The sequence below is a fragment of the Mycobacterium sp. smrl_JER01 genome, from assembly GCF_048513595.2.
GTDB lineage: Bacteria > Actinomycetota > Actinomycetes > Mycobacteriales > Mycobacteriaceae > Mycobacterium.
Genome location: NZ_JBLXXK020000001.1, coordinates 4,608,391 through 4,624,327, shown reverse-complemented (window position 1 = coordinate 4,624,327; position 15,937 = coordinate 4,608,391). Strand labels below are relative to the sequence as shown.

Sequence of the window (15,937 nt, the reverse complement as noted above, 5' to 3'; positions counted from 1 at the left end):
ATGAGCCTGTCACACCAGCCCGGTCACACCAGCCCTGTCACACCAGACCGAGCGCGAGCATCGCGTCGGCGACCCGGATGAAACCGGCGATGTTGGCTCCCGCCACGTAACTGCCGGGTTGGCCGTACTCGTCGGCCGTCGTCAGGCAGCGGTCGTGCACCCGGCGCATGATGCCGGCCAGCCGGGCCTCGGTGTCCTCGAACGTCCACGAGTCGCGAGAGGCGTTCTGCTGCATCTCCAGTGCGCTGGTGGCCACGCCACCGGCATTGACCGCCTTACCGGGGGCGAAGGTGACACCGGCGGCGTCGAAACGCTTGACGGCTTCCGGGGTGCAGGGCATGTTGGCGCCCTCGGCGACGATGCGGCACCCGGAGTCGATCAGTAGCGCGGCGTGCTCGCCGGAGAGCTCGTTCTGGGTGGCGCACGGGAGCGCGATCTCGCACGGCACCTCCCACACGCTGCCGGCCGTCACCAACTGTGCCGCTCCGGCCCGCGCCTCGACGTAGTCGGCGATGCGGCCGCGCTTGCGTTCCTTGATCTCCTTGAGCAGGTCGAGGTCGATGCCTTTCTCGTCGCGGACATAGCCGGTCGAATCCGAGCACGCCACCACGGTGCCGCCCAGCGCGGCCACTTTCTCGATGGCATAGATCGCGACGTTGCCGGACCCCGAGACCACGACCTGCTTGCCGTCGAAGGACTCACCCCGCGAGCGCAGAATCTCGTCGACGAAGAACACCGTTCCGTATCCGGTGGCCTCGGTGCGTACCTGGGATCCACCCCAGGTCAGACCCTTGCCGGTGAACACGCCGGATTCGTAGCGGTTGGTGATCCGCTTGTACTGCCCGAACAGGTAGCCGATCTCGCGCATACCGACACCGATGTCGCCGGCCGGCACGTCGGTGTATTCGCCGATGTGCCGGTACAACTCGGTCATGAAGGACTGGCAGAACCGCATCACCTCGTTATCGGAGCGGCCCTTCGGGTCGAAGTCCGAACCGCCTTTCCCGCCTCCGATCGGCATTCCGGTGAGCGAGTTCTTGAAGATCTGCTCGAAGCCGAGAAACTTCACGATGCCGAGATAGACCGAGGGATGGAACCGCAGGCCACCTTTGAAAGGCCCGAGCGCGGAGTTGAACTCGACCCGGAAGCCGCGGTTGATCTGCACCGTGCCGGCGTCATCGAGCCAGGGCACCCGGAAGATGATCTGCCGCTCGGGTTCGCAGAGACGCCGGATCACCGCGGTGTCGACGTAGTCGGGGTGTTTGTCGACGACCGGGCCCAGGCTGTTGAGCACCTCGTAGACGGCCTGATGGAACTCGTCCTCGCCGGGGTTACGCCGGGCGACCTCGTCGTAGATGTCGTGCAGTTCGGCGTGTAACGCGGCCATGTCAGTCCGCCTGGTAGCGGGGGAAGACCCCGGTCGGCGCGGGCAGCGGGGTGCCCGGCGCCAGGCGGGTGGCGATGGCGTCGAAACCGCGCCGCTCGGCCGGCTGGCCGAGCAGGTCGAGCAGCGTGGCCATCGAGCCGGGCATCACCGGCTGGCTGAGCAGCGCGGCGATCCGGACCACCTCCAGCGTCGTGTAGAGCACGGTGGCGAAGCGCTGCGCGTCGGTTTTGCGCAACACCCATGGCTCCTGGGCCGAGAAGTACCGGTTGGCCGCGCCGAGCACGCCCCAGATCGCTTCCAGCGCAAGGTGCATCGCCGTCGCGTCATAGTGGGCGCGCACCCGGTCCAGCAGGCCGTCGGCGGCGGCGAGCAGCTGCGAATCGTCGGCGGTGAACTCACCGGGCGCGGGGACCTCGCCGTCGAGGTTCTTGGCGACCATCGACAGCGAGCGCTGGGCGAGATTGCCGAACTCATTGGCCAGGTCGGCGTTGATGCGCGCGACGATCCCCTCCGCGCTGTAGCTGCCGTCCTGGCCGAACGGGATCTCCCGCAGCAGGAAGAACCGCACCGGGTCGACACCGAATTCGTCGACGAGCGCCAACGGGTCGATCACGTTGCCCACCGACTTGCTCATCTTCTCGCCCTTGACGTTGATGAAGCCGTGGGCGAAGACCTGCCTGGGCAGGTCGATGCCGGCCGACATCAGGAACGCCGGCCAGTACACCGTGTGGAACCGGATGATGTCCTTGCCGATCATGTGCAGGTCGGCCGGCCAGTAGCGGGTGAACAGCTCGGAGTCGGTGTCCGGGAAGCCGACGCCGGTCAGGTAGTTGGTCAGCGCGTCCACCCAGACGTACATGACGTGGTCGGGGTGCCCGGGGACGGGGACACCCCAGTCGAATGTGGTCCGAGAGATCGACAGGTCACGCAGCCCGCCCGAGACGAAGCTGACCACCTCGTTGCGCCGCACGTCGGGGGCGATGAATTCGGGATGGTTCCGGTAGTGGTCCAGCAACCTGTCGGCGTAGGCCGACAGCCGGAAGAAGTAGGTCTGCTCCTCGGTCCACGTCACCGGGGTGCCGGTCTCGATCGCGACGCGACTGCCGTCGTCGCGTTCTTCGATCTCGTCCTCGGCGAAGAAGCGTTCGTCGCGCACCGAGTACCAACCCGCGTAGGTGCCCAGATAGATGTCGCCAGCGTCGTTCATGCGCCGCCAGATGTCCTCGGAGGCGCGGAAGTGGTCGGCGTCGCTGGTGCGGATGAACCGGTCGAAGGAGACGTCGAGACGTTCCTGCATGCGCTGGAACACCTCGGAGTTGGTGCGGGCCAGCTCGGCGGTGGGCACACCCAGTTTGGCGGCGGTTTCGGACATCTTGAGACCGTGCACGTCCGTCCCGGTCAGGAACCGCACGTCGAAACCGTCGAGGCGCTTGAACCGGGCGATGGCGTCGGTGGCGATCTTCTCGTAGGCGTGGCCGATGTGCGGCGCTCCGTTGGGATAGTCGATCGCCGTCGTGATGTAGTAGGGCTGACTCATTTGAGCTTCACCCTAGAGTGTGGGCCGTGAGTGCAAAGCGCGAGGCGCCGCCGGTCCCGGAGTCGCTCGGCCCGCTGATCGACGCGCACACCCACCTCGACGCCTGTGGTGCCCGTGACGCCGACGACGTACGCGAAATCCTCGACCGCGCCGCCGGCGCGGGGGTGCAGGCCGTCGTCACGATCGCCGACGACCTGGACTCCGCGCGCTGGGCGGCCAGCGCCGCCGACTGGGACGCGCGGGTGTATGCGGCCGTGGCGCTGCACCCGACCCGTGCCGGCGCCCTCACCCCGGAGGCGCAGACCGTGATCGAGCGGCTCGCCGCGCACCCCCGCGTGGTCGCGGTCGGTGAGACCGGGTTGGATCTGTACTGGCCGGGCCGGTTGGAGGGCTGCGCCGAGCCGGCGGTGCAGCGGGACGCGTTCGCGTGGCACATCGACCTGGCCAAACGCACCGGCAAGCCGCTGATGATCCACAACCGCGACGCCGACGCCGCGGTTCTGGACGTGCTGCGCGCGGAGGGGGCCCCCGAGACTGTGATCTTCCACTGTTTCTCCTCCGGGACGCAGATGGCGCGGGCGTGCGTCGCCGAGGGCTGGGTCCTGAGCCTGTCCGGCACGGTGAGCTTCAAGAATGCCCGCGACCTGCGTGAAGCCGCGCCTCTGATCCCCGAAGAGCAGCTGCTGGTGGAGACCGACGCACCCTTTCTGACCCCGCACCCGTTCCGCGGTGCGCCCAATGAGCCCTACTGCCTGCCCTACACTGTGCGGGCGCTGGCCGACGTTCTCGGCCGGCCTGCAGAGGCGGTCGCGGAGCAGACTTTCGCGACAGCGAAGCGGGTGTACGGGTTGGCGAGTTGCTGGACCTAGACCTTTTCGTTACCGTCTTGTGACAAACGCGGGGTGGCCGAAGGTGTCACCCGTTATGCCAAAGTCGGGGATAGACGACATTTTGAATGCATTGACCACACTTCATCGGACCCGCTCGCCGTTGCTGCGGTTGCTCGTCGCCGCGACTTTGCTGGCTCTGATCTTCGCTGGAGCGACGGCGGTGTCTTCGCACAAGACGGTGACGTTGACCGTCGACGGCGTCTCGATGTCGGTGCCGACGATGAAGTCGCGGGTGATCGACATCGTCACCGAGAACGGTTTCGAGGTCGGCGAGCGTGACGACCTCTATCCCGCCGCGGAGAGCACCGTCGGCCAGTCCGACACCATCGTGCTGCGCCGCAGCCGCCCGCTGGACATCTCCACCGACGGCGGCGGCACCGAGCAGGTATGGACGACGGCGTCGACGGTGGATGAGGCGCTGGCTCAGCTGCAGATGACCGACAAGGCGCCGGTGGCGGCCTCGCGTGGCAGCCGACTTCCCCTCGACGGCATGGCACTTCCGGTCGTGAGCCCGAAGAACGTGCAAATTGACGACGGCGGCGAGCTGCGCTCGGTGCGCCTCGCGGCGCCGAATGTCGCGGGCCTGCTGGACGCCGCCGGTGCGCCGCTCCAGCAAAGGGACACCGTCGTTCCGGCACCGTCGGCTCCCGTCACCGATGGCATGGTCGTCAAGGTCACCCGCGTCCGCGTCGCCAAGCTCACCGAGCGTCTGCCGCTGGAGCCGAACAACCAGCGCATCGAGGATGTGACGCTGAACATGAGCCGGCAGATCGTCGAGGATCCGGGGAATCCCGGTGTCCAGGACGTGACTTTCGCCGTCGCCACCGTGAACGGTGTCGAAACGGGCAGGTTGCCAGTAGCCAATGTCGTGATTGCTCCGGCCCGCGATGGTGTGCTGAGAGTGGGTGCCAAACCGGGCACCGAGGTCCCTCCGGTCTCCAACGGAGGCACCTGGGACGCGCTGGCGCGCTGCGAAGCTGGAGGTAATTGGGCCATCAATACCGGCAATGGCTATTTTGGTGGCGTTCAATTTGATCAAAACACCTGGGAGCGCAGTGGTGGTCTGAGGTATGCTCAGCGAGCGGATCTGGCAACAAGAGAAGAGCAGATCGCGATTGCTGAGGTAACTCGGGCGCGCCAGGGTTGGGGGGCGTGGCCGACCTGTAGTGGGAGGATCGGTGCGTCGTGACCATACGGCTGCTCGGGCGAACTGAGATTCGGCATCTGGCTAAGTCGATTGACTTCCGGCCACGGAAATCATTCGGTCAGAACTTCGTGCACGACGCCAACACCGTGCGCAGAATCGTGTCCGCGTCCAGTGTGAACCGGTCCGACCACGTGCTCGAGGTCGGGCCCGGGCTGGGCTCGCTGACGCTCGCCCTGCTCGACCGCGGCGCCAAGGTGACTGCCGTGGAGATCGACCCCGTGCTCGCCGAGCAGCTTCCGACGACGGTCGCGGCGCACTCGCACAGCGAGGCGAGCCGGCTGACCGTGCTGAACCGGGACATCCTCACGTTCAAGCAGTCGGATATGACCGAGATGCCGACCGCGCTGGTGGCCAACCTGCCGTACAACGTCGCGGTGCCGGCGCTGCTGCACCTGCTGGCCGAGTTCCCGTCGATCCGCACGGTGATGGTGATGGTCCAGGCCGAGGTCGCCGAGCGGTTGGCCGCCGAGCCGGGCGGCAAGGAATACGGCGTCCCCAGCGCCAAGGTGCGGTTCTTCGGAAACGTCCGGCGATACGGAATGGTGTCGCCGACGGTGTTCTGGCCGATCCCGCGGGTGTACTCGGGTCTGGTGCGCATCGACCGCTACGAGACGTCGCCATGGCCGACCGATGCCAAGTTCCGCGAGCAGGTCTTCGAGCTCATCGATGTGGCGTTCGCGCAGCGCCGCAAGACCTCGCGCAACGCGTTCGCCGAATGGGCGGGCTCGGGTAACGAGTCGGCCAGTCGGCTGCTCGCCGCCAGTATCGACCCCTCGCGCCGGGGCGAGACGTTGAGCATCAACGACTTCGTCCGGCTGCTGCAGCGCTCGGCGGACTGGCACGTCGTTCCCAAGACGGCACCGGCGGACGTCAGCGAGACCGCCGACGCCGCGGTCGCCACCGACGATCAGGTTCCCACGAGCTGACGTCGTCGGCACTTCGTTCCGAGCCGTCACCGGCGCGCCCGAACCGTACCCGACGCGATATCGGCATCCTTCGAGCCGACCGACGACCCCGGCTGTGCGCCGGGGTCGTTCCTTTTGGTTAGTGTCGTGCGGTGTCCGCGCGCGACGGTAATACGGCATCCGAGTGGGTCCCCACGGGCTCGGTCACGGTTCGGGTGCCGGGAAAAGTCAACCTGTACCTCGATGTGGGCGATCGCCGCGACGATGGCTACCACGAGTTGACCACCGTGTTCCATGCGGTGTCCCTGCTCGACGAGGTGACCGTGCGCACCGCCGACGTGTTGTCGCTGGAGGTGGCCGGCGAAGGTGCCGATTCGCTGCCGACCGACGACCGGAACCTGGCGTGGCGGGCGGCCGAGCTGATGGCCGCTCATGTGGGTCGCGCCCCGGACGTCGCGATCTCGATCGAGAAGACCATCCCGGTGGCCGGCGGTATGGCCGGAGGCAGCGCCGACGCCGCCGCGGTGCTGGTGGCGATGAACGAGCTGTGGGAGCTCGGCGTGCCCCGGCGCGATCTGCACGTCCTGGCCGCGCAACTCGGCAGCGACGTCCCCTTCGCGCTGCACGGCGGCACCGCGCTGGGCACCGGCCGCGGTGAGGAACTGGCGACGGTGCTGACGCGCAACACATTTCACTGGGTGCTGGCATTCGCGCCGCGCGGGTTGTCGACCGCGGACGTGTTCGCCGAGATCGACCGGCTGCGGGTGGAGGAGGGCCGCGCCCTGCCGCCCCGGCTGGAGTCGCCCGAGCCGGTGGTCGCCGCGCTGGCGTCCGGCGATCCGGCCCAGCTGGCTCCGCTGCTCGGCAACGACCTGCAGCCGGCCGCCCTCAGCCTGGACTCGACACTGCGCCGCACCCTGCGCGTCGGCGTGGAGGCCGGCGCGTTGGCGGGGGTGGTGTCCGGTTCCGGTCCGACCTGTGCCTTTCTGTGCACGTCGGCGGGCGCCGCGGTGGATGTCGGCACCGAACTGGCCGGCGCGGGGGTGTGCCGCACCGTGCGGGTGGCCAGCGGCCCGGTGCAGGGCGCGCGGGTGGTCCCCAGCTCGTCGACCACGGGCTGACCGCCGGATGAGGACATCAACGAGTGGTCACGATCCGGTGTGACACATGCCTCAATACGCGCGCTCGTTTGGCAGTTACTTAAGAGTTGCTTAAGATGATCGACGGTGAGAGCTAGCGGTCGAGCAGTGGACGCGTCGAGTTCCCCCACCGGTATGACCGGCGGGTCGCGGACTGGTACCCGGACCTGCATCGGCGGTGCTCGCGCAACATCACCGATTCGAGACACAACCGCTCCTCAAATGTTTGCGCGCCTCCGTCACAACGGCGCTCATCAGGCGGAGCATGGCAAACGGGCATGTGCACCGGGGCAGATGTCGGCGAGGAGGTCGTCGTGAGCAGATTCACCGAGAAGATGTACCGCAGTGCCCATACCACCGGCAGGGGCATGGTCACCGGGGAACCCTACGAACCGGTCCGGCACACCTGGGGTGAGGTGCACGAGCGGGCCAAACGCATCGCCGGTGGTCTGGCCGCGGCCGGAGTGGGGCGCGGCGACGCCGTCGGGGTGCTCGCGGGTTTCCCGGTCGAGATCGCGCCCACCGCACAGGGCCTGTGGATGCGCGGCGCCAGCCTGACGATGCTGCACCAGCCGACGCCCCGGACCGATCTGGTGGTGTGGGCCGAGGACACCATGAACGTGATCGGCATGATCGAGGCGAAGGCGGTCATCGTCTCCGAACCGTTCATGGTCGCGATCCCGGTGCTCGAGGAAAAGGGCATCAAGGTCCTCACCGTGACCGAGCTGCTGGCCTCCGAACCCGTCGAACCGATCGAGGTCGGCGAGGACGATCTGGCGCTGATGCAGCTGACCTCCGGATCGACCGGATCGCCCAAGGCGGTCCAGATCACCCACCGCAACATCTACTCCAACGCCGAGGCGATGTTCATCGGCGCACAGTACGACGTCGACAAAGACGTGATGGTCAGCTGGCTGCCCTGCTTCCACGACATGGGCATGGTCGGATTCCTGACCATCCCGATGTATTTCGGCGCCGAACTGGTCAAGGTCACGCCGATGGACTTCATGCGCGACACCCTGCTGTGGGCCAAGTTGATCGACAAGTACAAGGGCACCATGACCGCCGCGCCGAACTTCGCCTACGCGCTGTTTGCCAAGCGGCTGCGCCGGCAGGCCAAGCCGGGCGAGTTCGACCTGTCCACGCTGCGGTTCGCCCTGTCGGGTGCCGAGCCGGTGGAGCCCGCCGACGTCGAGGACCTGCTCGACGCGGGTAAGCCGTTCGGGCTGGACCCGGGTGCGATCCTGCCCGCTTACGGGATGGCCGAGACGACGCTGGCGGTGTCGTTCTCGCCGTGCGGCGCCGGTCTGGTCGTCGACGAGGTCGACGCCGACCTGCTCGCGGCGCTGCGCCGCGCGGTCCCGGCGGCCAAGGGACACACCAAGCGCCTGGCCGAACTCGGCCCGCTGTTGACCGATCTCGAAGCCCGCGTGATCGACGATCACGGCAATGTGATGCCGCCGCGCGGGGTGGGCGTGATCGAGCTGCGCGGCGAGTGTGTGACGCCGGGCTACATGACCATGGGCGGCTTCATCCCGGCCCAGGACGAGCAGGGCTGGTATGACACCGGCGACCTGGGTTACCTCACCGAGGACGGCAACGTCGTGGTCTGCGGCCGCGTCAAGGACGTCATCATCATGGCCGGGCGCAACATCTATCCGACCGACATCGAGCGGGCCGCGGGCCGGGTCGAGGGAGTGCGCCCGGGTTGTGCGGTGGCGGTGCGCCTGGACGCGGGTCACTCCCGTGAGACGTTCGCCGTCGCCGTCGAGTCCAACAACTGGCAGGACCCGGCCGAGGTGCGTCGCATCGAGCATCAGGTGGCCCACGAGGTGGTCGCCGAGGTCGATGTCCGGCCGCGCAACGTCGTGGTTCTGGGCCCGGGCAGCATTCCCAAGACCTCGTCGGGCAAGCTGCGCCGCTCGAACTCCGTCTCGCTGGTCACCTAACCTCCCGCACCCCCCGCAAACGGCGCGAGCGCGCGTGTCTAAGACCGACACGCCGTGCCGAGGCGCTACTTTGCGCACGCTCACCATCGGGGGAGCGGCACGCGGGAACCCTCGGGGGCCGGCGAACCCGCGGTCGGCGTTAATGGTTGGCTCGATGTCGGTCCACGCCTATACCGTCGGGGTCATGGAATCGGCGATCGAGGCCATCAACCTGGTCAAGCGGTTCGGCACCGAGACGGCCGTGGCCGGTGTCAGCTTCTCGGTGCCGCCCGGTACGGTGCTGGGGCTGCTGGGCCCCAACGGCGCGGGTAAGACCACCACCGTGCGGATGATGACGACGCTGACCGAGCCGACCAGCGGCACCGCGCGGGTGGCCGGGTACGACGTGCGCACCCACCCCGACGACGTCCGCCGCAACATGGGTCTCACCGGCCAGGTGGCCACCGTCGACGAGTTGCTCACCGGCCGGGAGAACATCCGGATGATCGGCGGCCTCTACGGCATCCGGCGCAGGGATCTCGACAGGCTCGGTGATCAACTGCTGCATCAGTTCTCGCTGACCGATGCGGCCAACAGAGTGGTGAAGTCCTATTCCGGAGGGATGCGGCGCCGGTTGGACCTCGCGGTCAGCCTGCTCGCCTCACCGCCGGTACTCTTCCTCGACGAACCGACTACCGGCTTGGACCCACGCAGCCGTAGCGAACTGTGGGATGTGCTGCGCGGCCTGGTCGCCCACGGCACCACACTGTTGCTGACCACCCAGTACCTCGAAGAGGCCGATCAGCTTGCGGACAACATCGTGGTCATCGATCGCGGCCATGTCATCGCCGAGGGTTCACCGTGGGAACTCAAGCAGCGCGCCGGTCAGGCCAGCCTGGTGGTGACCGTCGCCGACGGGACCGATCTGGAGCGCGCCCGCACCATGTTGGCCCAGACCGGGGCCGAGGTGTTCGTCGACGCCGGTGCCCGCCGGGTGACCGCCTCGGCGGACGGACTCGACGACATGATCCGGGTGGCAGGGTGGTTGCGTGACGGTGGCATCACCGTCGACGACATCGGACTCACCCGGCCCAGCCTCGACGATGTGTTCCTGAAGCTCACCGGTCACCGCACCGAAGAGGAGGAGATCGACGCATGACGGCGCTCGACATCGAGGCGAAGGCGCCGGTCCGGCCGGACCCGGTGCCGATCCGCCCCACCAACCTGGCGCAGCAGTCATGGATCATGGTGAAACGCAACATGATCCACACCAAACGGATGCCCGAGATGCTCAGCGACGTCACCGCGCAGCCGATCATGTTCGTGCTGTTGTTCGCGTTCGTGTTCGGCGCATCGATCACCAACACCGGCGGGGCGTCCTACCGCGAGTTCCTGTTACCCGGTATCCAGGCCCAGACGATCGTCTTCTCGGCGTTCGTGGTGGCCGCCGGGATCACCGCCGACGTGGAGAAAGGAATCATCGACCGCTTCCGGTCGCTGCCGATCTCGCGGTCGTCGGTGTTGATCGGTCGCAGCATCGCCAGCGTCATCCACTCCTCGCTGGGCGTTCTGGTGATGGCGCTGACCGGGCTGGCGATCGGCTGGCGGATCCGTAACAGCTTCGGCGAGGCGGTGCTGGCGTTTGCGTTGCTGCTGTTGTTCGGCTTCGCGATCATCTGGTTCGGCATCCTCATCGGTTCGCTGATGCGCACCGTAGAAGCCGTCAACGGGGTGATGTTCACCGCGCTGTTCCCGATGACGTTCCTGGCCAACACGTTCGTGCCGACCGAGCCCATGCCACGTTGGCTGCGGGTGATCGCCGAATGGAATCCGGTCTCGTCGCTGGCTCAGGCCATGCGCGAGCTGTGGGGCAATGGCGGGCCGGCGCCCGCGAGCGCACAGTTGCCGCTGCACCATCCGGTGCTGGCGACGATCTTGTGGTCACTGGCGTTGACCGCCGTCTTCGCCCCGTTCGCGTTGTACGCCTATAAGCGCCGCACCGCAGCCTGATGCGATAGCGCACGCACCGCCGGACCGGCCGGGTCGACCAGATCTTTCTGACCGATTCCGCGGTCCGGCCGCCCCACCACCCGGGCTGACCTATGCTCCAATCCTCTGGCAGTCCCCGGGTTGGAGGAAACATGCCGATTCTTCGCGCAGCCGCGGCTGTGGTGGTCCCGCTGGCCGGCCTCATCACCGCGACGGTCTGCTCTGCACCCGCGTGGGCCGGCGGCCCCGGCGGTGTGGTGGAGACCGGCGTCGTGTCGAGGGCTGTCGGTTCCGGAGTGCGGGACGGCACGCTGATGGGGTTCTCGGCGACAGGTCCCACCAACGAAGCCGCGTCGGCGGCCGTGATTTCGGTCTGCCAGAACGCCGGCGCCGAGCAGTGCAGCAGCGACGAGGTGACCAACGACGTCTTCTGCGTGGTATCGGTCGGCGCCGACGACGGCAGCGGCATCGTGTCCGGTGGTGCCGGACCCACCGTCGAAGCGGCCCGTGCGGATGCGTTCGGCAACGTCGGACGGGCCAACCTCACGCTGGATCCGGGTGCCCGAGTCCTCGCTTCGTCCTGCCCGTGACCGGTTCCAGCGGGGTCCAGCAAGGAAGGTGACCATGACCAGTCGCGCGAACTATCCGACCGTGGTGCTGATGACGAGTGTGCTTGCGGCGCTGGTTGTCTCGGCTCCGCCAGCTTCGGCGCAGGCGACCTGCCAGGAAGCCGGCAGCCTGGTCAGGTGTGAGACCAACGGCAGCGTGTCGATCAAGGCGGTACCGGGAACGCGCGCGCCCAACGTGGCCGACACCATTCCCCGCAACAATCGGACCGGAGTCATCCTGTCCTGGTAGTCGGGTTTGGGCGGCCGGTGACGGACCGGTCACGATCCTGACCTGACGAGATCGTTGCGGGGACGGTGTCCGCCCAGCTGGGTATGGTGTACTGTACTCAGCATGACGGAGAAGCTGCCGCCCCGATTGGCCCAGCATCCGACGGTGCGTGCGGTGCGGTCACGCACTCGCACCGAGTCCGGGGTCATCGACGCCGACTGGCTGCGCCAGGCCTGCCTGGACGCCGGGGTCGACGACGTCGCCTTTGTCGGCGTCGACAACCCCGATCTGGTCTCCGAACGCGAGTATGTGGAGGCGGCGCTACCCGGCGCGCACAGCTACATCTCGCTGGTGGTGAAGATGAACCGCGACAATGTGCGCTCGACCGCGCGCAGCGTGGCCAATCAGGAATTCCACCGAGGTGGCGAGCTGATGAACGAAGCCGCCCACCGCATCACCCGCGTGCTGCAGGACTCCGGATACCGGGCGATCAACCCGGCGATGGCGTTCCCGATGGAGATGGACCGGTTCCCGGGCCGGATCTGGGTGGTCGCGCACAAACCCGTCGCGGTGGCCGGCGGACTCGGCGTCATGGGCATCCACCGCAACGTCATCCATCCCAAGTTCGGCAACTTCATCCTGCTGGGCACCGTCATCGTCGCGGCGCCGATCAGCAGTTACGGTCGGCCGCTTGATTATTCGCCGTGCCTGGAGTGCAAACTCTGTGTCGCAGCCTGCCCCGTCGGGGCGATCAAGAAGACCGGCGACTTCGACTTCTTCGCCTGCTCCACGCACAACTACCGCGAGTTCATGGGGGGTTTCACCGATTGGGTGCAGACCGTCGCCGACAGTTCCGACGCTGCCGAGTTCCGTTCCCGGGTCAGCGATTCGGAGAACGCGTCGATGTGGCAGAGCTTGTCGTACAAGGCGAACTACAAGGCGGCCTACTGCCTTGCGGTGTGCCCGGCGGGGGAGGAGGTCATCGAGCCCTACCTCGATGACCGCAAAGGCTTCATGGACCTGGTCCTCAAGCCGCTCCAGGACAAGCGGGAGACCCTGTACGTGCTGCCCGGCTCGGATGCCGAGGCGTACGCCACCAAGCGCTACCCGCACAAGCCGGTGAAGCGGGTCGGCAGCGGCATCACCGGCATCTGAAGCCGGCGCCGGTCAACTCCAGGCGTGGACGGTGTTCTGCGCGGGCTCCAGGCCGTTCGCGATCAACAACTCGGTCGCATCGGCGGCCTGTTCGACGATGGTGGGAACCTCTTTGCGCTCGACGCTGTTGAAGTTCTCCAGCACGAAGGCGGCACCGGACTTGTGGCCGGGAGGCCGACCGATACCCACCCGGACACGGTGAAAATCGTTGCTGCCCAACGCCGAAGACACCGAACGAAGCCCGTTGTGGCCGGCCACCCCGCCGCCACCCTTGAGGCGGATGCGGCCGAAATCGATGTCGAGTTCGTCGTGGACGACCACCACGTCTGCCGGTGCGACCGAGTAGAACTTGGCCAATGGACCCACCTGGCGCCCGGATTCGTTCATGTACACCCGCGGTTTTGCCAGCACCACCGAGCGGCTGGCAAGCCGCCCGGTGGCCACTTCGGCACCGGACTTCTTGTGCACCTTAAACGACTCGCCCATCCGGTCGGCCAGGACATCGACGACCATGAAGCCGAGATTGTGCCGGGTCGTCGCATAGTTCGGTCCCGGGTTGCCCAGGCCGACCACGAGCACCGGTTCGGCCATGAAGCGGTCTGCCTACTCGGACTCGGACTCGGAGGTGCCTTCGCCCTCGGCGGGCTCCGCCTCGGCCTCGGCCGTGGCACCGCCACCCTCGGACTCCAACTCCTCAGCCGACGGGGCCTCGACGACGTTGACGACCAGGGTCTCCGGATCGGAGATCAGCGTCACACCGGAGGGCAGCTCGACATCGCGGGCCAGGATCTGGGTGCCTTCCCCGGCGCCCTCCACCGAGACGGTGAACTGCTCGGGGATGGACTGGACGTCGGCCTCGATCTCGAGGGTGTTGGCGTCCTGGGTGACCAGCGTGCCGGGAGCGGCGTCACCCTCGACGACGATGGTGACATCCACGGTCACCTTCTCGCCGCGGCGCACCACGAGCAGATCGGCATGCTGGATGTTCCGGCGGATCGGGTGGATCTCGATGGCCTTGGTCAGCGCCAGCGCTTCGGTGCCGTCGATGTCGAGGGTCAGCACGGCGTTGGTGCCGACATTGCGCAGCACCGCGGCGAAATCGTGGCCGTTGAGCTCCAGGTGCTGCGGGTCGGTCCCGTGGCCGTAGAGCACGACGGGCACCAAGCCTTCACGGCGTGCGCGCCGCGACGCGCCCTTGCCGGTGGCGGTGCGGACCTGCGCGACGAGGTTGTTGGGGGCGTTCTTGGCCATGATGTGTGCTCCTGTGCCGGTGGTCGGTGTCGGGCACGGCCAGGGTCGCAACCATTCGAATGCGGGTTCCCGTCGATAACGGCGGCCCTGCGCACTATGCGCAATACGGGCCACCCTCGCCGTGACGCGACACCGAGGGTAGCGCAAGCCATGGTCAGAGCGGAAATTCGGTCCCGGTGAGCTGTTCGGACAGCGTCCACAGCCCGGCGGCCTTCGCCTGGTTGCGGGCCAGCGGGCTGCGCCAGTGCTGCGTGGTCGGCCCCCACATCGAGAACTTGGGCCCGATGAAACTGTCACCGGGCAGATCCTGCGACGCCGCGTACAGCGTCTGGCGGGCGCCGAAGTCCGAGTCGGAGGCCACCAGGCGGTTGCCGGTGTCCCAGATCCGGGTGCCGACGCGGTTGCCGGTGTTGCCCTGCAGATTGGTGGCGGAGTACCCGGGGTGCGCCGCCAGTGCCCGCACCGGTGATCCGGCGGCCCGCAGCTTGACCTGCAGTGCGCTGGTGAACAGCAGATTCGCCAGTTTGGACTGACCGTAGGCGGGCCACGCCAGGTACGGACGGGACTTCCAGTTCAGGTCTTTGAGGCTGACGTACCCGAGCAGGTGCATCATCGACGACACGGTGACCACCCGGTCGGTCAGTTTGGGCAGCAGCAGGTTCGTCAGCGCGAAGTGACCGAGGTGGTTGGTGCCGATCTGACTTTCGAACCCGTCGACGGTCAGCGCATAGGGCACCGCCATGATCCCCGCGTTGTTCACCAGTACGTCGACACGGTCGATACCGTCGGCGAACGCCCGCACCGAGGCGAGGTCCTGCAGGTCGAGCCGGCGCACCTGCACGTCACCGGCCATGTCCGCCGCCGCAGCGGTGCCTTTGCCCAGATCGCGCACGGCGAGGATGGTGGTGGCGCCCACCCGGGCCAGTTCACGTGCGGTCACCAGACCCAAGCCGCTGTTGGCGCCGGTCACGATGACGGTGCGCCCGGCGAAGGAGGGCAGGTCGGCAGCGGTCCAGTCACTCATGGCTCCCCACCCTAGTTTCGGTGGGTTTGCCGACCGCTCAGCGGGGCAGCGCGACCGTCAGACCCCGGATGACCGCTTCCACATCGGGTCCGTCCTGGGCGGCCTGGTCGGCGAAACCGGTGACGGTGAACTGCACCAGGTAGCGCTGTCGAGCCGGCGCCGCTCCGGTGGCGATGACGATGCGGTTGTAGCTGTGCATCCGGGTCCCGTTGAGGTCGTAGCTGCCTTCGATCATCGACGACGGGAAATTGTTGAAGTTCTCGGTCGAGGAGTTGAGTTCCCGGAATCCCTCCGACATCCGGGCGTCCACATCGGCGTGCGTGAGGGCCTGGGCGACGTCGAAGTCTCCCTCGAGTTCGAACACCATCAGCATCGCGGTCGGATAGGTGTCGCCCTTGGCGATCATCCGGGTGCCCGGCGCCAGGTTCGAGTTCTGGTAGGGCTGCCAGCCGGGAGGTGTCGGCATCGAGACCGTCAGGTCGGTCAACATGTCGGGGGCCACGGGCTGCCCGACCACACCGGACTGTTCGAGGTATGCCGCGATCGTCATCGGTGCGGTGTCCGGTTCGGCGGTGGGTGCCGCCGAGGTGGCGCTGGTCGTCGACCAGATCGCCTGATAGTCAGGGGTTTCGGTGGCACACCCGGCTACCGTCAGCGCAGTCACGGCCGCCAGAGCCGGAGCTGCCCG

17 protein-coding genes are annotated in these 15,937 nt (G+C 67.4%); 10 read left to right on the top strand and 7 right to left on the bottom strand.

Annotated features, from left to right (window positions below; all coding sequences use genetic code 11):
- Window positions 1-37: 37 nt before the first annotated feature.
- Both gdhA and metG read right to left on the bottom strand, forming a co-directional pair.
- Complete coding sequence (gene gdhA / locus ACNUDN_RS21605) at window positions 38-1,387, bottom strand: NADP-specific glutamate dehydrogenase (RefSeq protein WP_419123800.1); 1,350 nt, start codon at window positions 1,385-1,387, stop codon at window positions 38-40.
- Window position 1,388: 1 nt separating this feature from the next.
- Window positions 1,389-2,924, bottom strand: a complete 1,536-nt coding sequence (metG, locus tag ACNUDN_RS21600; RefSeq protein WP_419123799.1) for a methionine--tRNA ligase — start codon at window positions 2,922-2,924, stop codon at window positions 1,389-1,391.
- 17 nt (window positions 2,925-2,941) lie between these two features.
- Between metG and ACNUDN_RS21595 the strand changes: the two genes are divergently transcribed.
- Window positions 2,942-3,793, top strand: coding sequence for a TatD family hydrolase (locus ACNUDN_RS21595; protein ID WP_419123798.1), 852 nt, complete (start codon window positions 2,942-2,944; stop codon window positions 3,791-3,793).
- A 102-nt stretch (window positions 3,794-3,895) separates the two neighbouring features.
- Here ACNUDN_RS21595 and ACNUDN_RS21590 read toward each other — a convergent pair whose 3' ends face one another.
- Entirely contained in the window at window positions 3,896-4,057 is a 162-nt protein-coding gene (locus ACNUDN_RS21590) for a hypothetical protein (RefSeq protein ID WP_419123797.1), read from the bottom strand.
- Here ACNUDN_RS21590 and ACNUDN_RS21585 point away from each other — a divergent pair.
- The 9 genes from ACNUDN_RS21585 (at window position 4,047) to ACNUDN_RS21545 (ending at window position 12,974) form a co-directional block, all read left to right on the top strand.
- Window positions 4,047-5,003 carry a resuscitation-promoting factor gene (locus tag ACNUDN_RS21585; RefSeq protein WP_419123796.1) on the top strand — a complete coding sequence of 319 codons (957 nt, stop codon included), beginning with the start codon at window positions 4,047-4,049 and terminating at the stop codon, window positions 5,001-5,003. The two genes, ACNUDN_RS21590 and ACNUDN_RS21585, sit on opposite strands and share 11 nt — an antisense overlap.
- Window positions 5,000-5,947, top strand: a complete 948-nt coding sequence (rsmA, locus tag ACNUDN_RS21580; protein ID WP_419123795.1) for a 16S rRNA (adenine(1518)-N(6)/adenine(1519)-N(6))-dimethyltransferase RsmA — start codon at window positions 5,000-5,002, stop codon at window positions 5,945-5,947. The genes ACNUDN_RS21585 and rsmA overlap by 4 nt, the downstream gene beginning before the upstream one ends.
- Before the next feature lie 131 nt (window positions 5,948-6,078).
- Window positions 6,079-7,047 (top strand): 4-(cytidine 5'-diphospho)-2-C-methyl-D-erythritol kinase, encoded by a 969-nt coding sequence (locus tag ACNUDN_RS21575; RefSeq protein WP_419123794.1) that lies wholly within the window; start codon window positions 6,079-6,081, stop codon window positions 7,045-7,047.
- Window positions 7,048-7,379: 332 nt separating this feature from the next.
- The gene (locus ACNUDN_RS21570; RefSeq protein ID WP_419123793.1) at window positions 7,380-9,014 is read left to right on the top strand and encodes a fatty acyl-AMP ligase; all 1,635 of its coding nucleotides are present in this window, start codon (window positions 7,380-7,382) and stop codon (window positions 9,012-9,014) included.
- 184 nt (window positions 9,015-9,198) lie between these two features.
- Complete coding sequence (locus tag ACNUDN_RS21565) at window positions 9,199-10,152, top strand: ATP-binding cassette domain-containing protein (protein ID WP_419123792.1); 954 nt, start codon at window positions 9,199-9,201, stop codon at window positions 10,150-10,152.
- Complete coding sequence (locus ACNUDN_RS21560) at window positions 10,149-11,003, top strand: ABC transporter permease (protein ID WP_419123791.1); 855 nt, start codon at window positions 10,149-10,151, stop codon at window positions 11,001-11,003. The genes ACNUDN_RS21565 and ACNUDN_RS21560 overlap by 4 nt, the downstream gene beginning before the upstream one ends.
- 131 nt (window positions 11,004-11,134) lie before the next feature.
- Complete coding sequence (locus ACNUDN_RS21555; protein ID WP_419123790.1) at window positions 11,135-11,572, top strand: hypothetical protein; 438 nt, start codon at window positions 11,135-11,137, stop codon at window positions 11,570-11,572.
- 34 nt (window positions 11,573-11,606) lie between these two features.
- The gene (locus ACNUDN_RS21550; protein ID WP_419123789.1) at window positions 11,607-11,840 is read left to right on the top strand and encodes a hypothetical protein; all 234 of its coding nucleotides are present in this window, start codon (window positions 11,607-11,609) and stop codon (window positions 11,838-11,840) included.
- Between the two features lie 102 nt (window positions 11,841-11,942).
- Window positions 11,943-12,974, top strand: coding sequence for a 4Fe-4S binding protein (locus ACNUDN_RS21545; protein WP_419123788.1), 1,032 nt, complete (start codon window positions 11,943-11,945; stop codon window positions 12,972-12,974).
- Window positions 12,975-12,986: 12 nt separating this feature from the next.
- Here the strand turns inward: ACNUDN_RS21545 and pth are convergent, their stop codons facing one another.
- The 4 genes from pth to ACNUDN_RS21525 form a co-directional block, all read right to left on the bottom strand.
- A complete protein-coding gene (gene pth / locus ACNUDN_RS21540; protein ID WP_419123787.1) occupies window positions 12,987-13,565 on the bottom strand; it encodes an aminoacyl-tRNA hydrolase in 579 nt (192 codons plus the stop codon).
- A gap of 12 nt (window positions 13,566-13,577) precedes the next feature.
- Window positions 13,578-14,225: a 50S ribosomal protein L25/general stress protein Ctc gene (locus ACNUDN_RS21535; RefSeq protein ID WP_419123786.1), complete on the bottom strand. Its 648-nt coding sequence runs from the start codon at window positions 14,223-14,225 to the stop codon at window positions 13,578-13,580.
- Window positions 14,226-14,379: 154 nt separating this feature from the next.
- Entirely contained in the window at window positions 14,380-15,249 is an 870-nt protein-coding gene (locus tag ACNUDN_RS21530) for an oxidoreductase (RefSeq protein WP_419123785.1), read from the bottom strand.
- A gap of 37 nt (window positions 15,250-15,286) precedes the next feature.
- On the bottom strand, window positions 15,287-15,913 hold the full coding sequence (locus ACNUDN_RS21525) for an LpqN/LpqT family lipoprotein (RefSeq protein WP_419123784.1): 627 nt from the start codon (window positions 15,911-15,913) through the stop codon (window positions 15,287-15,289).
- Between the last annotated feature and the right edge of the window lie 24 nt (window positions 15,914-15,937).